This window comes from Brevibacillus sp. AG162 (genome assembly GCF_006715575.1).
In the GTDB taxonomy this organism is placed as follows: Bacteria; Bacillota; Bacilli; order Brevibacillales; family Brevibacillaceae; genus Brevibacillus; species Brevibacillus brevis.
Map to the genome: position 1 here is coordinate 160,191 of NZ_VFNO01000005.1, position 25,472 is coordinate 185,662.

24 protein-coding genes are annotated in these 25,472 nt (G+C 49.6%); 5 read left to right on the top strand and 19 right to left on the bottom strand.

What is annotated here, in order from left to right; genetic code table 11:
• Window positions 1-116: 116 nt before the first annotated feature.
• Window positions 117-1,655 (top strand): glycosyl hydrolase family 28-related protein, encoded by a 1,539-nt coding sequence (locus FB479_RS17010; RefSeq protein ID WP_142066085.1) that lies wholly within the window; start codon window positions 117-119, stop codon window positions 1,653-1,655.
• 54 nt (window positions 1,656-1,709) lie between these two features.
• Here the strand turns inward: FB479_RS17010 and FB479_RS17015 are convergent, their stop codons facing one another.
• Window positions 1,710-2,111, bottom strand: coding sequence for a hypothetical protein (locus FB479_RS17015; RefSeq protein WP_255438432.1), 402 nt, complete (start codon window positions 2,109-2,111; stop codon window positions 1,710-1,712).
• A 106-nt stretch (window positions 2,112-2,217) separates the two neighbouring features.
• Window positions 2,218-5,136: a DNA translocase FtsK gene (locus tag FB479_RS17020; protein ID WP_142066086.1), complete on the bottom strand. Its 2,919-nt coding sequence runs from the start codon at window positions 5,134-5,136 to the stop codon at window positions 2,218-2,220.
• Between the two features lie 168 nt (window positions 5,137-5,304).
• Here FB479_RS17020 and FB479_RS17025 point away from each other — a divergent pair, with 168 nt between their 5' ends.
• Entirely contained in the window at window positions 5,305-6,579 is a 1,275-nt protein-coding gene (locus FB479_RS17025) for a hypothetical protein (RefSeq protein WP_142066087.1), read from the top strand.
• 63 nt (window positions 6,580-6,642) lie between these two features.
• Here FB479_RS17025 and cysC read toward each other — a convergent pair whose 3' ends face one another.
• The 13 genes from cysC to FB479_RS17095 form a co-directional block, all read right to left on the bottom strand.
• Window positions 6,643-7,248 carry an adenylyl-sulfate kinase gene (gene cysC, locus FB479_RS17030; RefSeq protein WP_142066088.1) on the bottom strand — a complete coding sequence of 202 codons (606 nt, stop codon included), beginning with the start codon at window positions 7,246-7,248 and terminating at the stop codon, window positions 6,643-6,645.
• A gap of 39 nt (window positions 7,249-7,287) precedes the next feature.
• A complete protein-coding gene (sat, locus tag FB479_RS17035) occupies window positions 7,288-8,427 on the bottom strand; it encodes a sulfate adenylyltransferase (RefSeq protein ID WP_142066089.1) in 1,140 nt (379 codons plus the stop codon).
• Between the two features lie 42 nt (window positions 8,428-8,469).
• On the bottom strand, window positions 8,470-9,186 hold the full coding sequence (locus tag FB479_RS17040; RefSeq protein WP_142066090.1) for a phosphoadenylyl-sulfate reductase: 717 nt from the start codon (window positions 9,184-9,186) through the stop codon (window positions 8,470-8,472).
• Window positions 9,187-9,201: 15 nt separating this feature from the next.
• Entirely contained in the window at window positions 9,202-10,722 is a 1,521-nt protein-coding gene (gene cobA / locus FB479_RS17045; protein WP_142066091.1) for a uroporphyrinogen-III C-methyltransferase, read from the bottom strand.
• A 55-nt stretch (window positions 10,723-10,777) separates the two neighbouring features.
• On the bottom strand, window positions 10,778-11,017 hold the full coding sequence (locus FB479_RS17050; RefSeq protein ID WP_106654485.1) for a DUF3906 family protein: 240 nt from the start codon (window positions 11,015-11,017) through the stop codon (window positions 10,778-10,780).
• Window positions 11,018-11,058: 41 nt separating this feature from the next.
• Window positions 11,059-12,675, bottom strand: a complete 1,617-nt coding sequence (locus FB479_RS17055; RefSeq protein WP_142066092.1) for a nitrite/sulfite reductase — start codon at window positions 12,673-12,675, stop codon at window positions 11,059-11,061.
• Window positions 12,641-13,453, bottom strand: coding sequence for a sirohydrochlorin chelatase (locus tag FB479_RS17060; protein ID WP_106654483.1), 813 nt, complete (start codon window positions 13,451-13,453; stop codon window positions 12,641-12,643). Before FB479_RS17060 ends, FB479_RS17055 begins: the two co-directional genes overlap by 35 nt.
• Before the next feature lie 421 nt (window positions 13,454-13,874).
• Window positions 13,875-14,639 (bottom strand): potassium channel family protein, encoded by a 765-nt coding sequence (locus FB479_RS17070; RefSeq protein ID WP_142066093.1) that lies wholly within the window; start codon window positions 14,637-14,639, stop codon window positions 13,875-13,877.
• 147 nt (window positions 14,640-14,786) lie between these two features.
• On the bottom strand, window positions 14,787-15,224 hold the full coding sequence (locus tag FB479_RS17075) for a DUF350 domain-containing protein (protein ID WP_142066094.1): 438 nt from the start codon (window positions 15,222-15,224) through the stop codon (window positions 14,787-14,789).
• A gap of 21 nt (window positions 15,225-15,245) precedes the next feature.
• The gene (locus tag FB479_RS17080; RefSeq protein ID WP_142066095.1) at window positions 15,246-16,487 is read right to left on the bottom strand and encodes a glutathionylspermidine synthase family protein; all 1,242 of its coding nucleotides are present in this window, start codon (window positions 16,485-16,487) and stop codon (window positions 15,246-15,248) included.
• A gap of 10 nt (window positions 16,488-16,497) precedes the next feature.
• The gene (locus FB479_RS17085; protein ID WP_106654479.1) at window positions 16,498-16,761 is read right to left on the bottom strand and encodes a hypothetical protein; all 264 of its coding nucleotides are present in this window, start codon (window positions 16,759-16,761) and stop codon (window positions 16,498-16,500) included.
• An 11-nt stretch (window positions 16,762-16,772) separates the two neighbouring features.
• Entirely contained in the window at window positions 16,773-17,219 is a 447-nt protein-coding gene (locus FB479_RS17090; RefSeq protein WP_106654478.1) for a hypothetical protein, read from the bottom strand.
• A 145-nt stretch (window positions 17,220-17,364) separates the two neighbouring features.
• A complete protein-coding gene (locus tag FB479_RS17095) occupies window positions 17,365-18,141 on the bottom strand; it encodes an inositol monophosphatase family protein (RefSeq protein WP_142066096.1) in 777 nt (258 codons plus the stop codon).
• A 99-nt stretch (window positions 18,142-18,240) separates the two neighbouring features.
• Between FB479_RS17095 and FB479_RS17100 the strand changes: the two genes are divergently transcribed.
• Window positions 18,241-18,618: a hypothetical protein gene (locus tag FB479_RS17100; RefSeq protein WP_142066097.1), complete on the top strand. Its 378-nt coding sequence runs from the start codon at window positions 18,241-18,243 to the stop codon at window positions 18,616-18,618.
• A gap of 46 nt (window positions 18,619-18,664) precedes the next feature.
• Here the strand turns inward: FB479_RS17100 and FB479_RS17105 are convergent, their stop codons facing one another.
• Complete coding sequence (locus FB479_RS17105; RefSeq protein ID WP_106654475.1) at window positions 18,665-19,153, bottom strand: PaaI family thioesterase; 489 nt, start codon at window positions 19,151-19,153, stop codon at window positions 18,665-18,667.
• 221 nt (window positions 19,154-19,374) lie between these two features.
• On the opposite strand from FB479_RS17105, the gene ilvD reads away from it, so the two are divergent.
• Window positions 19,375-21,051, top strand: a complete 1,677-nt coding sequence (ilvD, locus tag FB479_RS17110; protein WP_088908800.1) for a dihydroxy-acid dehydratase — start codon at window positions 19,375-19,377, stop codon at window positions 21,049-21,051.
• Window positions 21,052-21,203: 152 nt separating this feature from the next.
• On the opposite strand, the gene FB479_RS17115 is transcribed toward ilvD, so the two are convergent.
• The gene (locus tag FB479_RS17115; protein ID WP_106654473.1) at window positions 21,204-21,704 is read right to left on the bottom strand and encodes a C40 family peptidase; all 501 of its coding nucleotides are present in this window, start codon (window positions 21,702-21,704) and stop codon (window positions 21,204-21,206) included.
• 449 nt (window positions 21,705-22,153) lie between these two features.
• Between FB479_RS17115 and trmB the strand changes: the two genes are divergently transcribed.
• Window positions 22,154-22,798 (top strand): tRNA (guanosine(46)-N7)-methyltransferase TrmB, encoded by a 645-nt coding sequence (gene trmB / locus FB479_RS17125; RefSeq protein WP_142066098.1) that lies wholly within the window; start codon window positions 22,154-22,156, stop codon window positions 22,796-22,798.
• Window positions 22,799-23,149: 351 nt separating this feature from the next.
• On the opposite strand, the gene FB479_RS17135 is transcribed toward trmB, so the two are convergent.
• A complete protein-coding gene (locus tag FB479_RS17135) occupies window positions 23,150-23,848 on the bottom strand; it encodes a DUF977 family protein (RefSeq protein ID WP_106654470.1) in 699 nt (232 codons plus the stop codon).
• The gene (locus FB479_RS17140; RefSeq protein ID WP_483297512.1) at window positions 23,826-25,457 is read right to left on the bottom strand and encodes an ATP-binding protein; all 1,632 of its coding nucleotides are present in this window, start codon (window positions 25,455-25,457) and stop codon (window positions 23,826-23,828) included. Before FB479_RS17140 ends, FB479_RS17135 begins: the two co-directional genes overlap by 23 nt.
• Between the last annotated feature and the right edge of the window lie 15 nt (window positions 25,458-25,472).

Here is a 25,472-nt window from a genome sequence, read left to right on the forward strand (position 1 = left end):
CATTTTTTATGCAGTCCATGCCCTTTTTACGAAATGGTTGTCAACATTTGAGAAATGGTTGAATGAAATGAAAAGAAGACAATCTTGTCTACCAATTTTTGGAGGAGAATGCTTTTATGTGGATGGATGTAAAAACGTACGGAGCAAAGGGGGATGGAGTGACCGACGATACCCAGGCAATCCAGGCTGCCTTGACTGCTGCTCTAAACCAGCAAATTCCTCTGTTTTTTCCTGCTGGTACCTATATTATTGAACCAAACAGGCTAGAGGTCATCCTAGGAACAGGAAAAAGCCTAGTGATGCAGGGAACCGGTCCTTTTTCCGTGTTAAAAAGGAAAGCCAATTCAACAGCAGCAGATTGGCGCTGGCTCTTCTCGATTACGTCCACGGGTGGTGATGCTGATTCTTTTGTGGTCACGAACCTGAAGATTGATTCCAATGCAAGAGCCAACCCGCTGCCTCCCGATCCTTACGATTACGAGCATAGCGCCGATTTCTACATTCGTGGTGCCGGTCCTAACAGCTATATCAATTATGTAGCGCTACGACAAGTATGGTGTACAGATGGAGTCGCCGACCATTTTTACTTTGCCGGAGTAACGAACTGCTATGTCCGCTCTGTGCAAATTACCGATTTTTACAGCGACAGCCGCAAGCGTACACGCTCTGACATTACGGTTACGGGTGGCCTGGAACGTCTGAATGCAGCGAATGTAGCGTGTGATCGTTTTGAGGTCGAGCTCAATGAAGGGTATGACGGAGCCACACCCATGCACGTAAACCTGAGCAATGTCTCTTGCCGTCAGCAGCTCGACTTGGAGGGTGACCTGTCCTCCCCGATGGTCGTGCAAGGTAGTCAGCTTGTTTCACTCGCCAGCTTCAGTCTCACTGGCATGACAGGCTGTATCAGCTCATCCGTTTTTTATACCGCACCCAATGAGAAAAATCGGGTGAACTTTATGAAAAACATGACGTTCAGCAACTGTCGCTGGGTATTGCATACGACCGCACAAGGAAGTACAAAGACGGTTGGTACTGGTCTTACCGTGGATTACTCGGATGTAGGACTTGTATTTGATGGCTGCAGCTTCGAGGCCAATGATACGGCGACTTCCATCGGCGGCTACGCCTTGAGCTTGGAGCCATGGGATGTGCTCGCCGAGAGACAAGTTACCGTGAGGAACTGTTCGTTTGACCCACGGCTGACCCAAAACATTTCGTTGAACCGCTGCGGAAACGTCTCTCTCATAAACAACCGTTATTCCGGTTCTGACCACGCAATCATGCTCTATGGCACCGGAACGTACCCATTGGCAGTCACCGTGGATGGTGGCGACTTCAGCCAGGTTACTGGAAAAATGTTTTATCACAAGTCTTCGGATAAAATAACCCTCTCCATGAAAAACCTCCCTGTTCCTGTTTCCCTCACTAGCGGCTACAAATCCGAAAACTCTTCCTATATCCCAACTGTTTCGATCAACGAGCGTGTGGTGTATGTAGCAGCCCCACCAAGCACCACCGTCAAATACGGCGGGCTCAAAGGCGATACACTGCGCTTGATCACTCCTGTAAACAACCAACCGTGCGAATGGATTGCAACCACAACCAATAAGACCGCCTGTACCTGGCTGGCGACCAAAATTGCCAAAGCATAAGGTAAAAAAAACATCCATCTGCCCCCGCGTTGTGGGATAGATGGATGTTTGTCATTAGGCAATACGCTCCAAATCCGGATTGTACCGTTTCACATAGGCATAAATTTCTTCCCCAAGCAATTGCGTTCTCACAAGCTCATCTGCCTGTTCAGTCAAATGCTGAGTGAGTTGATTGATTCCATTTTCGATCCGTCTTTTGGCAGCCTCAGGCAGTGTCAATACATGCGGTACGAGCAATTGCAAGTACCAAACGCCCTTATCTTCCTCGGAGACGTCGATCTCCAGCTCCATATCCGAACTGTCGAAATCGTACAGTTGATTAAAGAGCGACTCCCTTTTTTCCAGCGTCATTGCGGCAATGTCGATTTTTTCCACGCTCAAATAATACTCTTCATTGAACAAGACCATTTTGTCGTCAATTTCCTGATACTTTTTCGCCAGTGGATTCATCGTCATCGTTCCTTTCCATCTCAACATCTATCTTATAGCATACTACCTTACTGAATATTTAGGCAACTCGTCCGTTTAGAAAGGGCCTTGCTCTATGCAAGACCCTCGTTTTTTACACGAGTGTTGATCCCTCCACTACGGCTTGTGCATCCTCCTTGGAAATCAGGACAGCGCGAGCCTTACCGCCACTTTGTCCAGCGACGTACCCATCTGCCTCCATCATTTCGATGAGTCGGGCAGCACGGTTATATCCGACGCGGAAACGGCGTTGCAATCCAGATGCAGAAGCTTGTCCCTGATCGGCCACGAACACGAGCGCTTCCAGATACAACGGATCATCTCCGCTGTCAAACGAAGCAACCTGCTGCTCCAAATCTTCCTTGCTGAAAATGTACGCAGGCTTTCTTTGCTTTTTGATCATGTGCGTGATTCGCTCAATCTCGTCATCCGAAACGAAGTTCCCTTGCAGACGGACTGGAGTCGTGCCGCTCTCAAGGAACAGCATGTCCCCTCTACCCAACAGTCGTTCTGCCCCAGACTGATCGAGAATCGTGCGCGAGTCCACTTGGGAGAACACGGCAAAAGCAAGACGAGTCGGTACGTTTGCCTTGATGTTTCCGGTAATGACATCCACGGACGGGCGCTGTGTCGCCAGAAGCAAATGAATACCGCAAGCACGCGCCTTCTGGGCGATCCGGATAATGCAGTCCTCCACATCCTGCGGCGAGACCATCATCAGGTCAGCCAACTCATCAATGACGATCACGATATATGGCAGCTGATCGTCTGTCGTCTGATTGTAGCGTTCAATATCGCGAACACCCGCATCTACGAACAGCGCATAGCGCTTCTCCATTTCTTCCACGGCCCACTTGAGAGAAGCCGTTGCCTGCTTGGCCTCCGTTACGACAGGCGTAACCAGATGCGGCAAATGATTGTAAGGGGCGAGCTCCACCATTTTCGGATCGATCAAGAGCAATCGCACCTGCTCAGGAGTCGCCTTGTACAGCAGACTGACGATGATGGAGTTGATGCAGACACTTTTACCCGAGCCTGTCGAGCCAGCAATCAAACCGTGCGGCATCTTTTTAATATCCGCAATAATCGGCTCTCCGCCGATGTCCATACCGAGTGCGACCGCCAGCGGAGATGAATGTTCCTGAAACTTGTCTGAGCTGATGATCTTCTCGATTAATACAGGCTGGCTGGACATATTCGGGACTTCGATTCCGATGGCATTGCGTCCTGGAATCGGTGCCTCGATGCGAATGTCTTTGGCAGCCAAATTCAGCTTGATATCGTCAATCAATCCTGTAATCTTGTTCACTTTTACGCCGGGAGCCGGTTGCAGCTCAAAGCGTGTCACGGATGGGCCTTTGACAATCCCTACGACCTGAGCGCTGACATTGAAATTCGCGAGCGTCTCTTCCAATAACAGCTTTTGAATTTGCGTATGCTCATCGTCATCATCGCTGACCGGCGGGCTCGGATTCAGCAGTCCCAAATCCGGCAACGCGTATGGCGGCTGTGCTGACTCTGCTCCTTGGTCAGCTTCATTGGACGAGTCTTTTAACGGAACAGCAGGCTGCCTAGTAATGGATGCCTGAGAAATGTTCACGGACTGTGCAACGGATGAAGCTGGGACAGGGACTGGTACGGTTTCCACAACAGATTCTGCAGCTGGTTCTACAACTGGTTCTACAACTGGTTCTACAATCGGTTCCACAATTGGTTGAGCAATGGATTCAGGCTCAGTTGGCTCTGTTCGCTCTGGCATCTCTTCGGAAACCGAAGCCGTTCCTGCTGAACTGAGTTCCTGTGGTGAATCTATTTCTGCTCTCTCTAGCAAACGGCTGATAGCAGATGCATAGGCAGGCTCTTCGATGGCATCGCTCTCCAGCTCCGTATTGACTGCTTGATTCTCCTCCTCAACAGAAGGAGACTCCACGTTATCGCCATCATTCTCGCTCTCCACCTGCACAACCGCACTGAGTGTAGTGATCAGTCTATGCTCGGCTTCTTCATGGGCTATCCGCTCTTCCATCGCTTGAGAGTCGTCTGTAGATTCTAATTGCCCAATAGACTCCGATTCCTTCTCTTCGGAATTCACGCTCGCCATTGGTTCTGCAAGTTCGCTCTCTTCTGCTTGTGCCTCTTCTTCCTCATGCACTTGTGCCACCGTCTCTTCCAATTGTACGGAAGCAGCAACCTCACGTTCTGAATCAAGAGCTTCTGCCACAGCAGTCTCCGCAGCAGCATTTTCTCCTTCGTTATGTACAGAATTATCCGCAACAAAAACATGCTGCGGTTCATTTTGCTCAAAAGAAGCAGACTCTTGCTCCTCTTGAAAATACCGCTCGCTGATTTCTTGTTCCCACTGCTTCATTTGCTGTAGATGCTCTTCTTGCTCCAAACGCGGATAAATGATTCCCGCAGTCGTATGGATTCGATGTTCCGCCTCGCGCGTCGCAGGGGTAATTTTTCCATAAACAGGGGAAACGATTTCAGACGGCTGATAGGCACGCTTTTCTTCTGCAGAAAAAACGGGTCTCGTTACTTTTTCCGCTTCTTTTTGCGGCGTACGGTTTGGACGCTGCGGCATCTCGATGTTGTTTTTGACAAGCTCAGGTTTCTTTTTCTCGAAAACGGGCTCTGTCTTTGTTTCCAGCACGCGCTCATTTGCTGGCCGCACCGTTTCACGCTTGGGCTCGAAACGCTCACGAGGTGCCTGCTGGCGACTGCGTTCATTCGATTCGGCAGGATTCTCGCTACGATTGCGCTTCTTCTCCAAATAGTCATCCGGGACAACTGGAAAACGAAATTGACGCTCTCTTCTTTGACGCACATTGTCTTCTATATCTCGAGTGTCTACCCGTTCTTTTGGATATATGCTTTTTGTTCTCGCCTGAGGCTGACGGGGAGCGGGAGTACCTGTTGGGTTACCGGTACCTGCCGGACGGCCTTCTTCCTCTATTTCCTCTTCTCTTTCTCCCTGAAAAAAGTTCATCAGCTTTTGAAGCCACGACCACATGTTGCAACGCCCTTTCTTCACTAACCATCTTTTCCCCTTCATCTTACCACGAAAAGGGGGCAGAATTAGCTGGATTGTGATTTTTTTCCGTTTTTGCGAAACCTTTTCTCTATTTGAGCGTAGAACAAAGGGGAATAAAAATTTAAATACATAGGGGAGGAACACATCATGTGGAAAAAAGGTAGCGCCCTTTTGGTAGCAGGTACGGTACTGCTGACCGGTTGTGCTGGCGAGGCATCCCTGGTGCGTGATTCTATCGTAGCGACAATTGACAAGCCAAACTATGATTTTGAAGGCTCCTTGAAGCTGACAGGTGACGTTGAGAAATTGCCTGAAGCATTCGGAGAACCGGCTGACAAAGAAGGACAGGCGTTGTTGTCCGCTTTGAAAGCAGGCGTAACAGTAAAAGGCTCCCAGCTGGATCTGGACACTGTGAAGTTTGAAGTAGAAGTAAAAGACGACAAGCTCCTGCGCGACAACAAGCTCTGGACAGGTGACAAAAGAGCATCCGTTGAAACGATCGTTGACGAAGATAAAGTCTACGTGAAGTCTCCGCTGGACAGCAAATACTTGGTAATCGATTCGAACTCATCCAATCCATTCATGGCTGAGTTTGGCGGCTCCGATGCTGCTAACGCGGCGAAGCTGAAAGAATACCAAGACAAAATGAACGACCTTACTTTCAACTTTGTGAAAAAGTATGTAAGTAAATACGGCTATACATTGGCAGACGCGAAAAACCATGGCAAACAATCCGTTACATTGCCGAACGGTGAAAAAGTAGAAGCGACTCATGTAACTGTAAAAATCGACGCAAAAGAATTGGTAAAAATGTTCTTCTTCACAGCTAACGATGCAGTAGCTAGCAAAGAAGTAAAAGATTTTGCGATCGATATGATGGTACTGACCACTTCCATGACAGAAGATCTGTACCCGGAACTGGGCAAGAAAACCACAGAAGCTGAGAAGCGCGCAAATGCGGAAGCGATGGTAAACGAAGGCATGGCTGAAGCGAAAAAATGGTTGGATGAAACAGGTAAAGAATACACACCTGAAAAAATCGTAGAAGAAATGAAAAAAGAAGGCTTCCACAAGCTTGCTTGGAACCTCGACTTCTACATCGACAGCAACAAAATGCCTGTGAAACAAACAAGCGATCTGAGCGTAACGTTCCAAGCGCCTGAAATGAAGCAAGCTGTAACAATCGGTCTGGCTGCTGATCAATATGCATACAACTTCGGAAAAGCAACCAAGTTCAATGCGCCAGCAAAAGATGCTGGTCTGACTGTAGAACAGCTGGTGAAAGATGAAAAAGCAATCAACAGCTTCAGCGACAAAGGCTTTGTTCGTCCAATCGCTGAAAGCATGGTTGATCAACAAAAATGGATGGAAGAAATGGCTGAGGATCTGGAAGCTGAAGAAGCAGCGACCACTACGAAGTAATATTTTCCCTCACGAAAAAAGCACGGCGCCTCTCGCGTCGTGCTTTTTTACGTACCGATGAAACTAGAGAATTTGGTGCTCTTCCAGGTATGTAAGAACAATCTGGACAGCTTCTTCAATCGTCTGCTTGTCACTCTCAATGACCAACTCCGCTTGAACAGGCTCTTCATACGGTGCTGAAATCCCCGTAAACTGACCAATCTCCCCGCTTCTCGCTTTTTGGTATAGTCCCTTCACATCCCGGCGCTCGCACTCTTCCAATGAACATTTTACGTATACCTCGATGAATTCTCCTGCCTCTACCAGATTGCGCGCAAGCTCCCGGTCTTCCCGATACGGAGAGATAAACGCCGTCAAGGTAATCACACCTGCATCCACGAACAGCTTCGCGACTTCGCCAATTCGGCGAATATTTTCCCGTCTGTCCTCTGCTCCAAACCCCAATCCGTGGTTTAAGCCGTGACGTATATTGTCACCATCCAGTACGTAACTGGCTAGCCCTCTTTGATGCAGTTCGTGCTCGACTGCATTGGCCAACGTCGATTTGCCCGCACCAGACAGCCCCGTAAACCATAAGACACAGCTTTTGTGGCCTGCACGCTTCTGACGGTCTTGTTTGTTTACCGTTGTTGGATGCCATACAATATTCGCGGTGCCCTCTCTACTCATCGTCTCTCTCCTCTCTTACAACTGCTTTCTTTTAGCCGCTTATACGGACACCGGTCGCAGTCCTTCGATCAATACCTGTGCGACCTCAGGACGGCTAAATTCTGGTGGCGGAGCGTCCCCGCGCGACAGCATTTCCCTCACCTTTGTCCCGGACAGCGCGACATGATGCTCACTGTCATGCGGGCACGTTTTGGTAGAGGCCATGTTTTCGCAGCTCTTGCAATAAAAGCTGTTCTCGAAAAATAATGGCGTAATCCCTAGCTCCTCTGGCTGGAACTGGCGGAAAATATGCTGGGCATCGTACGTCCCGTAATAGTTGCCAACACCAGCATGGTCCCGGCCTACAATAAAATGAGTGCAGCCGTAATTCTTCCTCACCAATGCGTGAAAAATCGCTTCCCGCGGTCCCGCGTAGCGCATGGCAGCCGGGAACACGGCCAACTCTACCCGGCTAGCCGGATAGTATTTTTCCAGCAATACCTGATAACTGTTCATCCGCACATCTGCAGGGATGTCATCTGCCTTCGTTTCGCCCACGAGAGGATTCAAAAAGAGACCGTCAACGATTTCGAGCGCTGATTTCTGAATGTATTCATGCGCGCGGTGGACGGGGTTACGCGTCTGAAAGCCGACAATCGTTTTCCAGCCCTTCTCGGCAAATCTTTCTCTCGTTTGTGCCGGATCGAAGTGATAGCTGGCAAAACGGCCTTTTTCGGTGCGCTTTACCAACGTAATCGGGCCACCCAAATAAACGGCGGGACGCTCCAGCAGCTTTTTCACCCCGGGATGATTCGGATCGTCGGTGCCATAGACGAGCCGGGCCTCTCGCTCCTTGTCAGGTGAATAAATATCGGTGATCGCAAGAATGCCATATACCGAGCCCTGATGGCTCAGCCGCACCTTGTCTCCGATCTGCAAGGCTCCTGCGACAGTCGTCGAGACCGGAAGCGTAATTGGAATGCTCCAAACGGTACCATCTGCCAGCCGCATCTGCTCAACGACAGAAATATAATCCGCCCGATCCAAAAATCCCTCAAGCGGACTGTAGCCCCCAATCCCGATTAACTCCAGATCTGCGAGTGCAAATGCATCTATCTCCACCTCATGCGTAGTCACCGACAGGTCTGCCTGTGGATCAAAACGGTTTACCAGCTCTCCCCCGTGAGGTTTCCCACTCATACAAAAGCCCCTCCTATCCTTGGTTTGTTCTTCTCTTTCTCGTTACCTTGCGAGATGCAGCCCACATTCCGTTTTCCCTGCTTGCGCCCAGCGCCCTGCTCTCGAATCCTCGCCCTCTTTTACAGGACGCGTACAAGGCGCGCAGCCGATACTCGGATAGCTCTGGTCGTGAAGGGGGTTGTACGGCAATTCAAATGCTCGGATATACTGCCACACTTCCTCCGACTTCCAATGAATGAGCGGGCAAATTTTTAGCGACTGGAATTTTTCATCACGATTGATAAACTCGACATTCGCTCTCGTGGCAGACTGCTCTCTGCGTAGTCCAGACATCCATGCAACTGCTCCGGTCAGCACACTATCCATCGGCTGTACTTTGCGTATATGGCAACACATATCCGGCTGCCTGCTCCACAACTCTTCGCCATGAAGGTCTGCCTGCTGTGCCAGCGTGATGTCTGGCTGCTTGACCGTTAGCCGCAGCGCAGGATACCTTGCTCTCACCTGCTCAATCAAGCTGTACGTCTCGGAAAAGTGGAGATTGGTATCCAAAAAAGTGATCTTGGCATCCTTTTTCACATCGCTGATCATATCGAGCAACACCATGGCCTCGGCTCCAAAGCTACACGAATAAATCAAATCATCTGAAAATGTCTTGTAGGCCCATTTGATGACATCTATGGTGTCGCCCTTTGTGAGACTTTTATTGATGGAATCGAGTTGTTCCTCTGTAGCTGATGCATAATTCAGCTGGCTCATATGCCCCCTCCTTGATCATTCAGCGTGCGATCCTTCCTGTGAACCAGTCGCCGACAAGACAAGAGTCTGCCCTTGCTTGGCATGGTCGCGCCACGCCATAAGCTCATTTATATGGATCGCGCTGTCTGCATGGCTGCTCACGGTTTGCCAGCCCATTCCTCTCGCTGCATCTGCTGTTTCCTTTCCGACGCATACGATCGGTGTCTTTGACCAGACATCGCCAGCGAATTGCGCCAGCGCTGACAGCGTTTGAGCGTCATCCGTCGCTAGCCAGTCAAATGACAATCCTTCCTTTTTCGAACCAGGGTGCTTCTCCTCCCATTCGAGCGTGCCCGCTTGGATCACTTGAATCACCTTGCCGTGGTCCAGCGTAATTTTTTGCGGCTTCCTTGCCCCTGCGTAAAGCACCTGCTCTTCTTTTTCCAAGGCTAGCAGGTCGGGGAGTGCCAGCAGGGATGTGTTTTCTTCCAGCACCAAGTCCGGATATATCCCCCGTTTCTCGAAAGCATCAAAAGCCCGTTGTCCACAAACAGCCAGCTTGCTCGTCAAGCGCCGCACATCATAACGCTGTTGTCGCAAGGCAGAAGTAAAAAAGGCTACTTGCTGCTCATTCTCGAAGACGAGCCAACGATAAGTGGAAAGCTCTGTCATTGGTGTGTCAAACGTGCAGCGTTCGATCAAAGGAATCGGCATGACTTCGGCACCCAACTGTTCCAAAGCAATCACGAGCTCACTATTTCCTTCATCGCTCGCTCTTCTTGCCACAGCTACCCGTTTACCGAACAAGGGGCGTGATTCGTACCAGTTCAGCGATTCCCGCAAACGGACGACCTCACCTACAATAATGATAGCCGGTGCGGCAAAACGAGCCTGCTCGACTTCCTTATCTATCGTCCCAAGCTTGCCGATCAACGTCTCTTGCTCACGCACTGTCCCCCAGCGCACGAGAGCAACGGGCGTATGGCCGGCTTTTCCATGCGCAAGAAGGCGCTCCTTGATACGAGGCAAATTTTTCACACCCATGTAGATGACCAGCGTTTCCATCGAGGCGAGGGCTGCCCAGTCCGGCTCCTTTCCCGCATTTTTATCACACAAGTGACCGGTGACAAAAGCGACGGAAGAGTTGTAGTCACGATGAGTCAGCGGAATACCCGCATAGAGCGGAGCCGCCATCCCGGAAGTAATCCCTGGCACGATCTCAAACGGAATAGAATGCTCACGGCACATCTGCGCTTCCTCTCCTACCCGCCCGAACATGCTCGGATCCCCGCCTTTCAGTCGAAGGACGTATTTTCCTTTTTGGGCTTCCCGGATGAGCAGGAGGTTGATCTCCTCTTGCGGCAATGTATGATGATCCGCTTCTTTCCCGCAATAGATGAGAGTGGCTCCCTTTTTTGCGTACCAGAGAAGCTGCGGGCTTGCTAGGCGATCGTACACAATCACATCCGCAAGGCGAAGCGACTCCATGCCGCGAATCGTCAGCAGCTTTGGGTCACCAGGCCCTGCTCCGACAAAAACGACTCTGCCTGTGTTCATTACGAATCCGTCCTCCTTGCTGCTTTTCCCCTTCACAGGAAGAGCCATCGTCCCATTATCCAAACTTTGAGGTCTCCACTACGTACCCGACTCCTTGGCGTCCGAGCGGCTTTTTTTCCACCAGGCTCAGCTCTTTGATACGAGGTGGCGCTATCGTATGTCGCAAGAGATTGTTCTCGGCTGAAGAGAAGGCTCGTTCATCCGTTTTGGCGATCACCACAACCGTCAGTAACCGCCCTTCCTCTAGCACGGCTTCCAGCTTGTAAAGATAGCTCTCTGTTTGTTCCTCTGCCATGACATGTCCCCTCCTAACCTGGCTATATTCCACACAGGGCATTACGCTGGTTGCAAAATGGAGTCTACCTGCGCCTGGATATGGGAAAGTCCTACCCTCTCCACGTAACGCCAGTATGGTTCGCCTTCCTGACGATCCGCCTTGTAGAGCGTAATCAATTGGGCGAGGAACGGACCGAGTCTGTCCACGGTAATCCGCGCATTGAGCTTGCGGTTGAATTGCGGCTCCTCCAGTGTCCCGCCTACATGGATGTCGAACGCCTCTACCATCCCGTTCGGTGTCTTGACCAATGCGCCTTGCAGGCCGATATCCGCAATCTGGCGCTGACCGCAAGAATTCGGGCAACCAATCATATGAATGCGCAGTGGCGTTTCGAGCACAACCGTTTCATCCAAATATTGAGCCAGCAAACGCATCCGCTCCTTGGTCTCCACGATAGCCAGATTGCAATATTCCGTGCCTGTGCAAGATACGGCATACCCGACAAATGTATTGGGCTGCAATTTGAAACGGTTCACAATCATCGGCTCATTGCGGAAAGCTGCTACCCTCTCTTCGGGAATGTTGCGAATCAGAACATTTTGGGTGTTACAGGTGCCAATCGTCTCATCGCCGTATTCGTCCGCCAGACGGGCCAATTCATTTAATTCTTCTGCATTCATCCGCCCAACCGGAACAGACAAGCCTGCGTAGTACAGTCCTGCTTGGCTCTGCTCGTGAATGCCGTAAAAATATCCGCCATTCCAGCCCGAAGTTAAATCAATACCGCCGGACTCAAGCTCTCCAACCAACTCCATTAATTGCTCCTTGAACTTTTCTGGTCCCCAGTCAGCGACCAAGAACTTGAGACGTGCATGCGTGCGTTTTTGACGGTAGCCGAAATCGCGGAACAGAGTCGTAACTCCTGCCGCAACTTTGACGACCTCTTCTGGTCGGACGAAAACATTCAGCTGCTTCGCCAAGTATGGCTTCGCTGACAAGCCGCCGCCTACCCAGACGTGGAAGCCGATCACTTCCTCGCCTCCAATTTCTTTTTTGGCCGGAGTGAAAGCCAGATCGTTGATTTGCGCATGCGCGGCGTTATGGATATTGGCCGAAATCGATATTTTGTACTTGCGTGGCAGATTAGAGAAGTCGCGATTGAGCAAGAAGAATTTTTCTAACTCCGCAACGATGGGACGCGTATCCAGTACTTCATGCGGATCAATTCCTGCCAGTGGGTTCCCCATGATTTGCCGCGGGCAGTCTCCACATGCTTCAAAAGAGGATAGTCCCGCTGATGCGAGCCGATCGAAAATGTCAGCGAGCGATTCTACCGTGAGCCAATGAAATTGCACGGCCTGACGTGTAGTCACATCCACCAGATCACGTCCATAATCTTCCGCGATTGTGGCGAGCACGCGAGCTTGTTCACTGTTCAAAATGCCTCCTGGTATACGCACACGCATCATGAAATGACCATCCTTTGGCCGCTGCTGATAGACGCCTGCCCATTTAAATCGATCCATATCAGAAGAATCAATCGATGCGAAGCCTTCTTTGGAATAGGTGTTTACGATCGTTTCGATGACGTCCAGTCCGTCTTTTTCCAGCTTCGTAAACTCCATTTTGTTGAGGGATGGATCAGCAGCCCACTTCCACTGCTTTCTCTCTGCCATGCTCGTACATGCTCCTTTGTGTGAAGATGTCAGTTACCAATGCCATTCGAATCGATTGGGTCATCCAGTCCGCAATCAGTGGGTGGGGCAAGTACGCACTGCCCTCATAGCGATAAGCCAAGCCCGCAAGCCGTTTCGGGATTGCTTGTCGCGTGAAGTAGCCCTGGCTGACGAACAGAGGAAGCACGAGGACATCCCCTTTTTGTGCCAGTAAACAGGCTTGTTCGTACAGCGTATCAGGTCTCAGTGTCGCATATCCGGCAGCGGCAAATGCATAGCGGTTTTGCAAGCGGAATGTCAGACGCAAGAGCAGCTTTTCCCAGCGCTCATGACATCCAGGCAAGTCACTGCCGTGCCCGACGAGCAACAAAGCCTCCTGACTAGGCAAACGTGATAGACTTGCGATTCGCTCTGCCACGATCTGCTCGACATTTCCGTGATCCTCCAATGGCGGACACCAGAGAATTCTTGCCTGAACCGGAACGCGAATCAGGTCTGTCTCTCCTGTCGGCCATGGGTCCAGTCCAAGCATCGCACGGATTTCCCCTACGTGATTGCTTCCTGCCGTGGCGAATAGCGGAACGACGACAATCGTTTTCGCTCCTGATGCTTCCAGACGTTTCACTTCATCGCTGATGCCTCGTCCTTCCACTCCTCCCAAGTAAGCTACCCGAATTGGCAAATCAGTGCGGCACTGCCAAACGGCTGATTCCACCAACGCCAACCAGTCAGGATCAGGTGAACCGTGAGCAATTACCAAAACCGCTGTTTTCGCCATCGGATAATCCCCTTACCCAAACTTATTTTGTAATTCATATATGTTTACTCGGAATTATAATTGGGATGGATTGCCTCGTCAATAACAAAATCAACTTTCACTTGAACATACTGTTTGGGACGTTGCTATAGGTGAGGGAAGAAGTTCATTTCCAGTCTGCGCTTCGGCCTACGCCCTGCACGGGGGATTGACTGTCCGCTTCGGAATAAATGGCGGGAGCGCTTCAAACGTAGAAGTTTCAGAGAGGTATTCCATAAGTGAAGCTTAAATTCCCCGCCATTTATTCCTACGCTTGGTCGGGCTCCAGAGGCGCTTTAACTGGAAATGAACTTCTTCCTACGCAGCTTTTTAAACATTATGAAAGTGATTCAAAAAGGGAGAAGAAAAAAGCTGCCAGGCCTATTGCCTGACAGCTCTCCCCTTATTCCTCACCCTTTTTCCTCGTTCGACGATACAGCAAATCCACACTTTCTTTGAGCGTCTCATACTCGCGCTCGGTCAAGTTTTCGATCTGCTGGATATTTGCGATCGCCTGCTTTTTGATCTCTTCGGTCAAGCGATCTTTCTCCTGGCTTTTGCTTTCATGTGTCTCTGTCCAATGCGTAGCAAAATTCGCCGTCAAAGCTCCTAGCATTCCGATCCCCGTTATCATCAAGATCGTCGCCATGATCCTTCCACCTGCCGTCACAGGCGAAATATCCCCATAGCCGACTGTCGTGGTTGTCACAATCGACCACCACAACGCATCTGGGAAGCTTTTGATGTTCTCGTTTACACCGTATTCGAGCAAATAAATAGCAGTCGAGCTCCACAGCATGATGATCGTGACGACACCAAATACTTGACGCATCGGGCCTGATCGAATGATTCCCAACAAAAACGGAGAAGCTCGCACGATGCGCACCAGCCGAAGCACGCGCATGATTCTGGCTAAATACAAATACGAGTCCAATGGAATCATTGCGATCAGATCGAACCAGTTGGCGAAAACGAATTTTCGTTTGTCTTTCGCTCTCCATAGCCGGAACAAATACTCGACAATCAGCAAGATGATCAGCCCAGTGTCTACCTTGTCCATCAGTTCATCAGTCAACAGAGGATGATTAGAGAAGTCTGCGAACAACAGGATCGCATACGTAATCACAAGCATAATGATAAAAATCTCATACATGACGCGCCAGAACAAAAAGACTCCTCCCTGTGCTCATAAGTGCCTGTTCAAAATATGATCTGTTCTGCATCGAAAAAGAGGCGAGAACCTGAAGCGGGAGGAGCCAAATGTAGAGAACCTACTTGAGCACCATACTTCGAAGGTGAACGCCTCTTTCCATGCTTAGTAGCTGATCAGCGCAGCCATCAACAAGCCCGCTGCAATACTCAACCGCGAAGCGAAAATACCGACGGATACGTTCCCGTTCGGAATTTCAGACACGACTTTAAATGGTGTGACCCATTCGAACAAATAAAAAATGATGACTTGAAATACCATTCCTACAATACCCCAGATGACCAAATCCCACAAGTTAACGGAGTGGTATACAGCCGAAGCGAGGACGATTGCCAAACCGATGATTTTGCCTCCCAAATCGTGCGAGGCTGCTTTTGCCGCTGCCATCTTCTTCGGATCGTCAGTCTGTGCTCCCTGCTTGATCAGATCAAACTCCTTGTAAGGAGTCGTAATCGTAAACACAAAAATCCCCACAGCCAATATCGGAATGGTCACTGCCAAATACGTTAAAAAGTTTACTACGTAATCCAATTGTCCCAACATGTAAGTTGTCCTCTCCTTTCGCTACTTGTCTATGCCGACCGGCAAATAATAGGATAGGTTGTTTGTAATCGGTCCTCCGACACGGGCTACAATTGCCGATGCCTCTGTGCCGATCCAAAAGGACCCCCAGAGCAGCCGTCCAGCATAAGCTCCTTTCATTGTCTGAACCGTTATCTCTGGAAGCTCTACCCGTTTCTGATAAATCATCGGCTGCTCCCAGTAAAACTCTTCCTGATCCTTCTCTTGCAGCGTACCATCTGATGCAAACAGCATGACGCCGCCACCTTCCCGCCCAAAAATCGGCTTCGTGACGTAGTCCTCCCTGCCTGCAAACCGATTTTCAAAATAAGTCGGCAGCATGTAAGCTTCGATGATCGTGTGCTCCTCTTCTGTGAAAAACTCATTCGCCTCATGCAAGTTCCAGATGAGCGCCTGCAAAGCCTTCGTCTGAATGAGAAACGCAGAAGGAGGATTAATAATGGCCAGCTTTTTGCGGGCAATCAACGAAAGCACATGCTCACCAGTCCGGTAGCCATCTTCATCCTGTTCTGCCGCCAGCTTTTCCAAAGCATGCAGACGGTACAGCACATCGACTGGCAGTAGCTCCTCTTTCTCCTTTACATAGAGACGATCTTGCCAAACACGCAAATGCTCCAAAGCGGCAAACCGGGCAGACAAACCCGATTGGTTCAGTAAGTATAATGTCGTTCCCTTGTCTTCCTCATGCCAGTCGAGCGAGCTAAACCAGATAGAGCCCGTATCATAGCCCTGCGCCCGATAAGCGTCGACCACCTTGCTGAACGCTGAACGCAACTGCCGCTCCATCCCTTCATTCGGGTCCTCGCGCAGGAAATGACGACAAGCACGACCGTTCACATAAAAAGCCTCGACGATTCCTGTAGGGGTATCACTGTTGCACTCGAGCATCTTTAATCCTTCTGTCGTCTGGGCAAAATCAAAGCGTCCAATCACAGTCGGCATTGTTTGGGAAACGGCGACCCTGACTGCCTGCAAAGCCTGCTTTGGCACTCCTAGTTCCAGCAACAGGGAGTCCTCTGCACGCTGCAATACCGGAACGACCTTTGTAAAGATTTGCCCAAGCCGCTCGGTTGCCATCGCGATTTCCTCTCGAAAGGAGGGAGAGATCAGGTGGATATCATGAAGCGCATATTCCTCGCCATACATCCAATCCCAGGTAAATACGCCCTCTTCCCGCATCGGGCTGTACAGCGCCTCTCGTTCTCGTCGGTAATGGTCTTCCACTTCTCTCACCTCACCCGGAGCTGGAATAGCCCGAGCTGCCGATTCCGCCCTTAGAGCTGCTCGTGCTTATCCCACTCGATACTCCGGATTTGCTCTTGTAAGACCTGTAAGTGGAGCCAGAACCTCCGCTACTACTGCTGCTATCGTCACAATAGCCGTCATTGTCGTTATCGTAGCAATCATCATCATAGTCGTCCCCGGAAGAACAACCGCTGATCGCAAGTGCAGCCGCGACGAACAGACCGACTACTTTCTTCGATTTCGTTTGTGCCATTTTCCTTCCTCCTACACTGGCTTCGCGTAGTAAACATAAACCTGCCGATCTTCATCCACCTCGGCCGATGTCTTTTCCCATTCGCGTCCATTCACGTACAAATAGTCGCTTTGCAAATGCAAGAGAGCATCGTCATCGTCCTTGAAATAAAACGTGTGTACCAGCGGATAAATGCTTGCATTTTCTTGATATTCACGCATTTCGATCTGAATGCTGCCCCAGCGTGCAGTCACAGCCTCCGCATAATCGACAGCCTGCTCTTCTGTAGAGCGCTTGACGTAAATCACATACGTGCCGTTTTCGATTGCACAGGACGTCTTTTCATAAACAACATGCCCCTTCACCAAATAATCGCAAGCGAAACGCAAGGAGACCTCATCTTTGTTCACGTTGTCGTAGTAAAACTGAACAGGGAATCCCCTCGCCTCATCCAGCAGCCGATATTCCATTCGTGCCATTTTTCTCACCTCTTTTACCTATCATAGAATAGCAAATCATACGCAACAATTTTATACGTCCGCCGAAACATTTGGTTGCCAATAAATGAAAAGAAATCCAGCAAAGCCATAAACCGCTACATAAGTCCTACTTCTTTTGTTCCTGTTACGGTCGAATCATACCGCGAATCGTTTCATGCAAATGCCCGTTGCTCGCCACCAATGAAGGAGTGTGATCTTGTTGGAACGGCTCATGCTGATACGGTTTTCCAGACCAGTCCGTAATCGTTGCACCCGCCTCCTGGGCGATGACAATTCCGGCGGCTACATCCATAATATTGGATCGCTGCATCACGACATAATCGAGCCATCCGTTTGCCAGCAAGCACCAATCCAGCGCAGGCGCAATATTTCGCATGAGACGCTTGGTCTGGAAAACAAACGGTTCTGTGAAAGCCATCTCTTCTTCCTTCGTGACCGTATCGCGTCCACGGATGTACGTACCGACTGCACGTGTGAGGTCTTGGCGGTTATTGACGTTCAATCGTTTTCCGTTCAAATAGGCTCCTTTTCCTTTTTCCGCCCAAAACATTTGACCCGCTACCGGATTGTAGACAACGCCCAGCACCAGCTCTCCCTTGTGCTGCAACGCAATCGAGATCGAGAAATACGGATAGCCGATAAAATAGTTATTCGTTCCGTCTAAAGGATCGATAATCCACAAATACTCTTCCTCACGGGAAACCATTCCAACCTCTTCAGAAAAAATGGTATGTGTCGGGAAGTGGCGATGCAGTACTTCAATGATGCGTTTTTCACTGCCTTTATCCTCTGGCAGCTTCACGTCGTTATGCAATTCCTCATCGGGTACGAGCTGTTCGAGAAAACGTTCCTTCAAAAACGCACCCGCGACACTTGCTGCTTCTTTTGCAATTTCGATCATGTCATTTCGCTCCTTATTTTTGTATGGAACAACCTTTCACTTGCACTTTCACAGGGAACATTACTATCATAGAAAGACACCCGAAGGAGGGGGATAAACATGAATACCGACTTCATTCGGCTGAAAAATATGGAAGGTGAACTCAAATTCACCCAAATGAACAATAGCTACGGCTTCTCTGTTACCACAAAGGAGCTTGTTCTTTTCAAGCCACACATGACCTACCATTTGTTTTTGCAGGATATCATCAGCATGGTCCCGATGAAGCTAAACACTACCCCTGTCACGTTTCGGCATCAGAGTGAGACCGTTCATGCCTCATTTGGTTCCGATTACTACAAGCTGACCGCCAAGTGGGCACGGATTGTTTCCCGATCCGGTATCGTCGAAAAAGAAAACATGGAGTTTATCGTACCGCTTTCAGCCAAAATGCTCACTTATATTTCGGAATACAGCGGTCTCGTTGTCATCAAATAACACCGTCACCCCTCGCTCTCACCTTTTTGGTGTGGAGCGAGTTTTTTTATTTCCGATCATTTCTGGATAGCACAATGAACGTTCCTGTACCGTGGGCGATCCGCCTATTCCGATCATCGTAGACACTGCCCTCCATGACGACCAACGTGTGTCCGCGATGCAAAAAGCTCGCTTCTGCGCGCAGCCGCTCCCCTATTCCCGGAAGCAAATAATTGAGCTTTAGCTCTGTCGTCACTGCATACTGATTGGGTGGCAAGGACCGATTGATCAAGGAGCCCATCGCTGAATCGATCAAGGTCGCGAGAATTCCTCCATGAACAACTCGACCTGAATTGTGCATAAAAGGGGTCAGAGGCAATTCGAAGCGATATGACTGCCTTTCTTCGTCTATGAACTCTCCCTTTAACCCAAGAAACCCAGAGATAAAAGCGCTATTCCGTTCCCGCTTCTGATGAATTGCCTGAACAGCCAGCTCAAGAATACGACGCTCCTCTTCATTCCCGTCCGACCAGATGTTTTTTAATTCATCTAACATTTTGTTCACTCCAACCAAAATAGAATCGATTCTTCTATTTTATCCCAAACAAGCTGATTTCGCTATGATTCCTAAGCTTATGCCAATCGAGAGCAGTTGTCCGAACCATTCGAGACTGAGCAAATGTTCAGACTTTTACGGTTGTTTCTGTTATTAAAAATTGATAAGATAGTTCAAAACATAAGACAGGCATTATCCGTATGGGAAGGGAGTTTTTCAAATTGGCCAGACAACGAAGTGACATGATCAAAAAAGGATTCGACCGCGCACCGCACCGCAGCTTGCTTCGTGCAGCAGGTGTAAAGGATGAGGATTTCGATAAACCGTTTATCGCTATTTGCAACTCGTACATCGACATTATTCCAGGTCACGTGCACTTGCAGGAGTTTGGAAAATTGGTCAAAGAAGCCGTTCGTGCTGCTGGCATGGTTCCATTCGAATTCAATACGATTGGTGTTGACGACGGAATCGCTATGGGACATATCGGGATGCGCTACTCCCTCCCGAGCCGCGAGATCATCGCAGACAGCTTGGAAACCGTTGTCGCTGCTCACTGGTTTGACGGCATGATCTGTATTCCGAACTGTGACAAGATCACGCCTGGGATGATTATGGGTGCACTTCGTGTCAACATTCCAACCGTATTTGTAACCGGTGGTCCTATGAAAGCCGGAAAAACGAGTGATGGTCGCTCCATCTCGCTTTCCTCCGTATTCGAGGGTGTCGGCGCTCACCAAGCAGGTTTGATCAACGACCAGCAACTCGAAGAGCTGGAGCAATATGGATGCCCAACTTGTGGTTCCTGTTCCGGTATGTTTACAGCGAACTCGATGAACTGTCTGCTCGAAGCCATCGGTTTGGCTCTGCCTGGCAATGGTACGGTACTCGCAGTCTCTCCTGAACGCCGCGAGCTGGTACAATCATCTGCTGAAAAACTGAAAAATCTGATTGAACGCGACATTAAACCACGCGACATCGTGACACTCGAGGCAATCGACGATGCATTCGCACTCGACATGGCGATGGGTGGGTCAACCAATACCGTTCTCCATACACTGGCTATTGCACAAGAAGCAGGCATCGAATACCCGATCGAGCGCATCAACGAAGTAGCGAAGCGCATTCCGCATATTTGCAAGCTGGCTCCTTCCTCCGACTATCATATCGAGGATTGCCACGAGGCAGGCGGCGTATCAGCTGTTCTGAAAGAAATTGCGAAAAAAGCAGGCGCGATCCATCCAGACCGCATCACCGTAACGGGCAAAACCCTTGGCGAAAACATCGCTGACGCTGAAATCAAAAACGATCAAGTCATTCGTCGCCTGGACAACCCGTACAGTGCTTCCGGCGGACTCGCTGTTCTGTTCGGCAACCTAGCGGAACAAGGCTCGATCATCAAAACAGGCGGTGTCGATCCTTCTATTAAAAAGCACGAAGGTCCAGCCATCTGCTTCGACTCCCAAGAGGAGGCTCTGGCAGGAATCGCTGCTGGCAAAATCAAATCCGGTCATGTTGTCGTCATCCGCTACGAGGGACCTAAAGGCGGCCCAGGTATGCCAGAAATGCTGGCTCCTACCTCGCAAATCGTGGGTATGGGCCTCGGGAAAGAAGTCGCTCTCGTTACAGACGGACGCTTCTCCGGTGCTTCCCGCGGGATCAGTATCGGTCACGTGTCTCCAGAAGCCGCAGAAGGCGGTCCAATTGCCTTCGTACAGGACGGAGATATCATTTCGATTGACCTCGAGGAGCGCACGATCCAACTGCACGTGGATGAAGCCGAGCTGGCTCGCCGCAAAGAAGGCTGGAAAGAATTCGAGCCGAAAGTAAAAACAGGCTATCTGGCTCGTTACTCCAAGCTAGTAACGAATGCGAGCATGGGTGGTATTTTGAAAATCTAGCACACTGCTAGCATACAGACCAAAGCCCTTGTCTTTGTGGGAGACTCCACAAGGCAAGGGCTTTCGCATTTTTTACAAGATTTGCATTCCTCGATTCTCGCAACAAATTGCGTTGCCAGACGTATTAGTAAGTAGAGAGCCAGACGAGTAGATTACAAGACTCGCCGTGCCGAAACGAAGCGCTTCTCCCAGGACGTGCCTTTAAAGGTCGAATACGTCACTCCTGGTTTTCCATATGTATGTAAGAGTTTATTGTTGCCTGCATAAATCGCCACGTGTGTAATCCGTTTGGACGTTGTCGTCGTACTCGCCTTAAAGAACACCAAGTCTCCCTTTTTCAGGTTGGCCTTGGACACACTCGTTCCTTTCTTGGCTTGATCGCGAGAAGAGCGTGGCAAGCTCTTGCCGACTGCGACTTTAAATACGCGCTGTGTAAAGGAAGAGCAATCAAATACGGCTGTGGTATTACTGCTCGCGCCGAATTTATAAGGAGTACCCAGATACTTTCTTCCCGTGGCAATGACCTTGTCCGCCCTGGATTGCGACCATGCAGCCTCGGCCACATTTTGCTCTTGCGGCAGTGGAGCGACAATCGCTGTGACTCCCATTACTACTCCCATTACGATTCCGATGAGGGCTTTATGTAATTTCATGCTGTTCATCCTCCCTTTTCTTGTGAAAAAGATCCCTGCTCAACAAGGGACCATTTTATGCAAAGTTTGGCTGACCTCTCACTTGTTCTCTACTTTACCAAAGCTCACCCTCTATGAAATTACCAAAAACTTACCAAAAACTATTTTTTCTACTGGATACGATTACCGCTTGACGCCTTCGCGCTTGATTTAACAGGCATTCCTCAAATTTTCAGTCTATTTTCTTGCCATAAAGTCCCTCCTAAATTGGCAAAATTTATCCACCCCCGATTTGTTCAAATCCGCGCCACGTGTGACTTTCTTCCTAGTCCCATTTACAAAAAACCCCTTTTCACTCCTTTTTCACGTAATCTGTATCTGGAATCTCGCTTCCCTTTCTTCTCTCTCTACTTGCAACTAGCAGGGAGTCATCGTAAAGTAGATAGGAGTTCGTTTTGAAGGAGGCACATATGCGACTGCGTAACATTCCAGGTGCCGAAGCGGCCCTGAGAGAATATCCGACGTTTGTAGACAATCCCCTTTCCTATAAAGGAAATTGGAAGGAACGCTTCGGGAATAACAACCCGATTCATGTGGAGATCGGCTGTGGAAAAGGACGTTTCATTAATACATTGGCCGAGCGTCACCCTGACATCAATTTCATTGCGGTTGAACTGAAGGCGGAGGTCGTTCTGCGTGCGGTCCAGCGTACGGAGTACAAAGCTGTTCCGAATCTGGCCTTTGTCCAATACGACGCTTCCAAGTTGACCGACTTGTTTGCCGATCATGAAATTTCTCGCATCTATCTGAACTTTAGTGATCCGTGGCCAAAAACCCGTCATGCCAAGCGCCGTCTTACTTACAAAAGCTTCTTGAACACCTATCGTCAGGTACTTGTGGCAGACGGCGAGATTCATATGAAGACAGACAACGAGAACCTTTTTGAGTTTTCACTCAACCAATTCGCTGCGGAGCGCTTCCAGATGCGCAATATCACCTTTGACCTGCACCAGTCCAAGCTATCGGCAGATAATGTGATGACGGAGTACGAGGAGCGCTTTTCTTCTCGCGGGCAGCGTATTTATCGGGTGGAAGCGAGCTGTGTGATTAAGTAGGCCCTGGTTTGAGTCAACATAGGGGAGGAGAAGAAAAAGCACAGTTCTCTTCGACTCTGACACGCCCGCAAGGGGGATTGACTGGCCGTCTCCACTTCAAAAAGGGGACCGTCGAGCCAAAGCCACCCTACGGGCGGAAGTTTCTCAAAGAGGAAGTGTTCGACAATCGGGTCCCCTTTTGGAAGTTCCGACTGGGTGGGCGTTGTCAAGGTCTGCGAGCCCTGCGCTTTTTCTTCTCACCAGCTTTCGTTGGTTCTTCGAAACCTTCTAAATACTTATAAATCATAAGTACAAAAAACCCTCCACGCTCTCAAGTAGGCTCGAACCTTACTTGCGGGCGCAGAGGGTTTTTTATTCTTTTTGCCGTCCGACGCTCTTGTATACGCGCTCTGGACGTCCGACGACACCGTACGAAAGGTCTGCGATGGCGTCTCCTTTGGCTACTAAATATTCTAGGTACCGCCTTGCTGTTGAACGGCTAATGCCTGTTTCTTTGCTGACCAAATCCGTCGTAGCCTCCTGCGTCTGCATGAGAAAGCCAGAAATCTTGTCCAACGTAATTTGATCAATACCTTTGACTGCCCTTGTCTCGGTTGTCTTCTTCTGGCCTGTCCGGGCAATGAGCTCATCGATTTGGGCTTGACTGATTTGATCGGTGTCTTTTTTCCAATCACTCACCTTTTGCCTGAACTCCTGATAATTCCGTAACGTTTGTTGCAGGCGAGCAAAGATAAGCGGCTTGGTAATAAAATCGAATACGCCGTAGCGAATCGCCTCTACAACCGCATCCACTTCTTTGGCAGCTGTCAGCATGATGACATCTGTTGCAGGGAACTGCTCCTTTATGATCGACAAAAAATCGAGGCCGTCCATATCCGGAAAATAAATGTCAAGCAACACGAGATCGGGCTGCAAAATTTCCATTTGGTCCTTGGCCTCTTGCCCATTCGTGGCAATGCCAATCACCTCGTACCCCTCCACTTTTTCCACGAAGCGTCGGTTTACCTCTGCAATTCTCAGGTCGTCTTCAATAATGAGTACCCGTATCACCTTTAACGGCCTCCTTCCGTTCTGCCGTGCGTGCATCTTTTGGTATCGTCACGGTAAAAATCGTTCCTCCCGCCGGATTTCCTGTATGCGTAATGTTTCCGTGTACGTGTAAGACAGCTTGTTTGACTAAATGTAAGCCGTAGCCATGATTGGGTTGTGATTTCGTAGAGAAGCCCAGCTCAAAGATTCGTTCAGCATTCTCTTCGGAGATGCCTGGTCCGCGGTCCTCTACCTCTATGAGCAAGACCTCTTCCATATTGAGTAAAAAGATCGTAATTTCTGGTGCAAATGCCCCTGGAGCTTTTACAGCGTCCATCGCATTATCTATCAAATTGCCGAGAATGACAATCAGCTGTGAGCGATCGATCGAGGCAGGAATGTCACGGAAGTTGCTTTCCGGATCAATCTTTAATTCCACTTTGCGTTCGTTGGCTTGATTCAGCTTCCCGAGCAGCAAGCCACCTATCAGTGGGTCGGGGACTTCTTGCATAATAAACGTCGTATTGTGGACATGCACATTTAACTCAGAAGAAATCGTTTCAATGGCTTCCTGATACGATTCGAGCTGGATAAGTCCTGATATGAGATGCAGCTTGTTGGAATACTCGTGCGTCTGGGAACGAAGGACTTCCGCGTACTCCTTCACCCGTGACAGCTCCTGTGTGACCTCGAACAGCTCGGACCGATTGCGAAAGCTCGCTACAGCACCCATAACATGGCGCTCCTTATCCATAATCGGGACGCGGTTCACGACTAATACGTGCTCGTCCACATTCGTTTCGCGGTCAAATTCGGCTTTCCCTGTCTGAATCACCTCATGAAGGCCCAGCGAACGAACCAGCTCGTCCTGTTTGTCCATGATACTGTCTTTATCCTTCGCTTGCCCCAGCATATGGAGGGCGGTCTGATTCGCGAGCGTGATCGACCCTTCCTTGTTGACCGCCACGATGCCTTCGCGAATCGATTCCAGCACAGCTTGATTTTCCTGATACAATCGCCCGATCTGTTCTGGCTCCAAACCAAATATGGCTTTCTTTACATTCTGTGAAAGAATGAGTGTAGCCACCACACCCAAGAGCAAGGTGACGATACCGATGACGAAGATTCGATTGCGATACGATTCGATCGTTTCATTTATATCCTCAAACAAAAAGCCGACAGAAACGACTCCCATCACCTTTCCTTCCTCATCATAGATCGGAGTCTTTCCTCTGAGTCCGGGGCCTAGCGAGCCGACTGTCTCAGAGATGATGGATTGCCCCTCAAATACTGCCTCATTGTCGCCTCCCACCATCTTTTTGCCAATCTGCTCTGGTTCAGGATGTGAATAGCGGATGCTTTGCAAATTTCCTACTGTTATAAATGCCGCATTCGTGTCCACGCGTATTTTTTCCACGATTGGATTGATAATCTTGGCAGGATCTTCTGCGTCAAATGCCTGTTTGATCTCGGACATCTGCGCGACGGTCTTGGCGGTATGCAGTGCTCGCGTCCCGATCTCATGCTCCAATACGCCCGCCAGCATCTGTTCAAACATCGTACCGAGTATGACAATCACACCAAATAGGAGCGAGCAAATAATCAACATCAGCTTGCTGTGAAAACGCACATTGTCCCCTCCTCT

Bases quoted from the DNA above. Each gene is read 5' to 3' on its own strand.
- FB479_RS17095 (WP_142066096.1), bottom strand. From the start codon at position 18,141: ATGATCGAAATTGCAAAAGAAGCAGCAAGTGTCGCGGGTGCGTTTTTG.
- FB479_RS17115 (WP_106654473.1), bottom strand. From the start codon at position 21,704: ATGAAATTACATAAAGCCCTCATCGGAATCGTAATGGGAGTAGTAATG.
- FB479_RS17025 (WP_142066087.1), top strand. From the start codon at position 5,305: ATGTGGAAAAAAGGTAGCGCCCTTTTGGTAGCAGGTACGGTACTGCTG.
- cysC (WP_142066088.1), bottom strand. From the start codon at position 7,248: ATGAGTAGAGAGGGCACCGCGAATATTGTATGGCATCCAACAACGGTA.
- FB479_RS17060 (WP_106654483.1), bottom strand. From the start codon at position 13,453: ATGGCGAAAACAGCGGTTTTGGTAATTGCTCACGGTTCACCTGATCCT.
- FB479_RS17050 (WP_106654485.1), bottom strand. From the start codon at position 11,017: ATGGCAGAGGAACAAACAGAGAGCTATCTTTACAAGCTGGAAGCCGTG.
- FB479_RS17010 (WP_142066085.1), top strand. From the start codon at position 117: ATGTGGATGGATGTAAAAACGTACGGAGCAAAGGGGGATGGAGTGACC.
- sat (WP_142066089.1), bottom strand. From the start codon at position 8,427: ATGAGTGGGAAACCTCACGGGGGAGAGCTGGTAAACCGTTTTGATCCA.
- FB479_RS17100 (WP_142066097.1), top strand. From the start codon at position 18,241: ATGAATACCGACTTCATTCGGCTGAAAAATATGGAAGGTGAACTCAAA.
- FB479_RS17020 (WP_142066086.1), bottom strand. From the start codon at position 5,136: ATGTGGTCGTGGCTTCAAAAGCTGATGAACTTTTTTCAGGGAGAAAGA.
- trmB (WP_142066098.1), top strand. From the start codon at position 22,154: ATGCGACTGCGTAACATTCCAGGTGCCGAAGCGGCCCTGAGAGAATAT.
- FB479_RS17085 (WP_106654479.1), bottom strand. From the start codon at position 16,761: ATGGCACAAACGAAATCGAAGAAAGTAGTCGGTCTGTTCGTCGCGGCT.
- FB479_RS17075 (WP_142066094.1), bottom strand. From the start codon at position 15,224: ATGTTGGGACAATTGGATTACGTAGTAAACTTTTTAACGTATTTGGCA.
- FB479_RS17055 (WP_142066092.1), bottom strand. From the start codon at position 12,675: ATGGCAGAGAGAAAGCAGTGGAAGTGGGCTGCTGATCCATCCCTCAAC.
- FB479_RS17090 (WP_106654478.1), bottom strand. From the start codon at position 17,219: ATGGCACGAATGGAATATCGGCTGCTGGATGAGGCGAGGGGATTCCCT.
- FB479_RS17105 (WP_106654475.1), bottom strand. From the start codon at position 19,153: ATGTTAGATGAATTAAAAAACATCTGGTCGGACGGGAATGAAGAGGAG.
- FB479_RS17015 (WP_255438432.1), bottom strand. From the start codon at position 2,111: ATGACGATGAATCCACTGGCGAAAAAGTATCAGGAAATTGACGACAAA.
- FB479_RS17040 (WP_142066090.1), bottom strand. From the start codon at position 9,186: ATGAGCCAGCTGAATTATGCATCAGCTACAGAGGAACAACTCGATTCC.
- cobA (WP_142066091.1), bottom strand. From the start codon at position 10,722: ATGAACACAGGCAGAGTCGTTTTTGTCGGAGCAGGGCCTGGTGACCCA.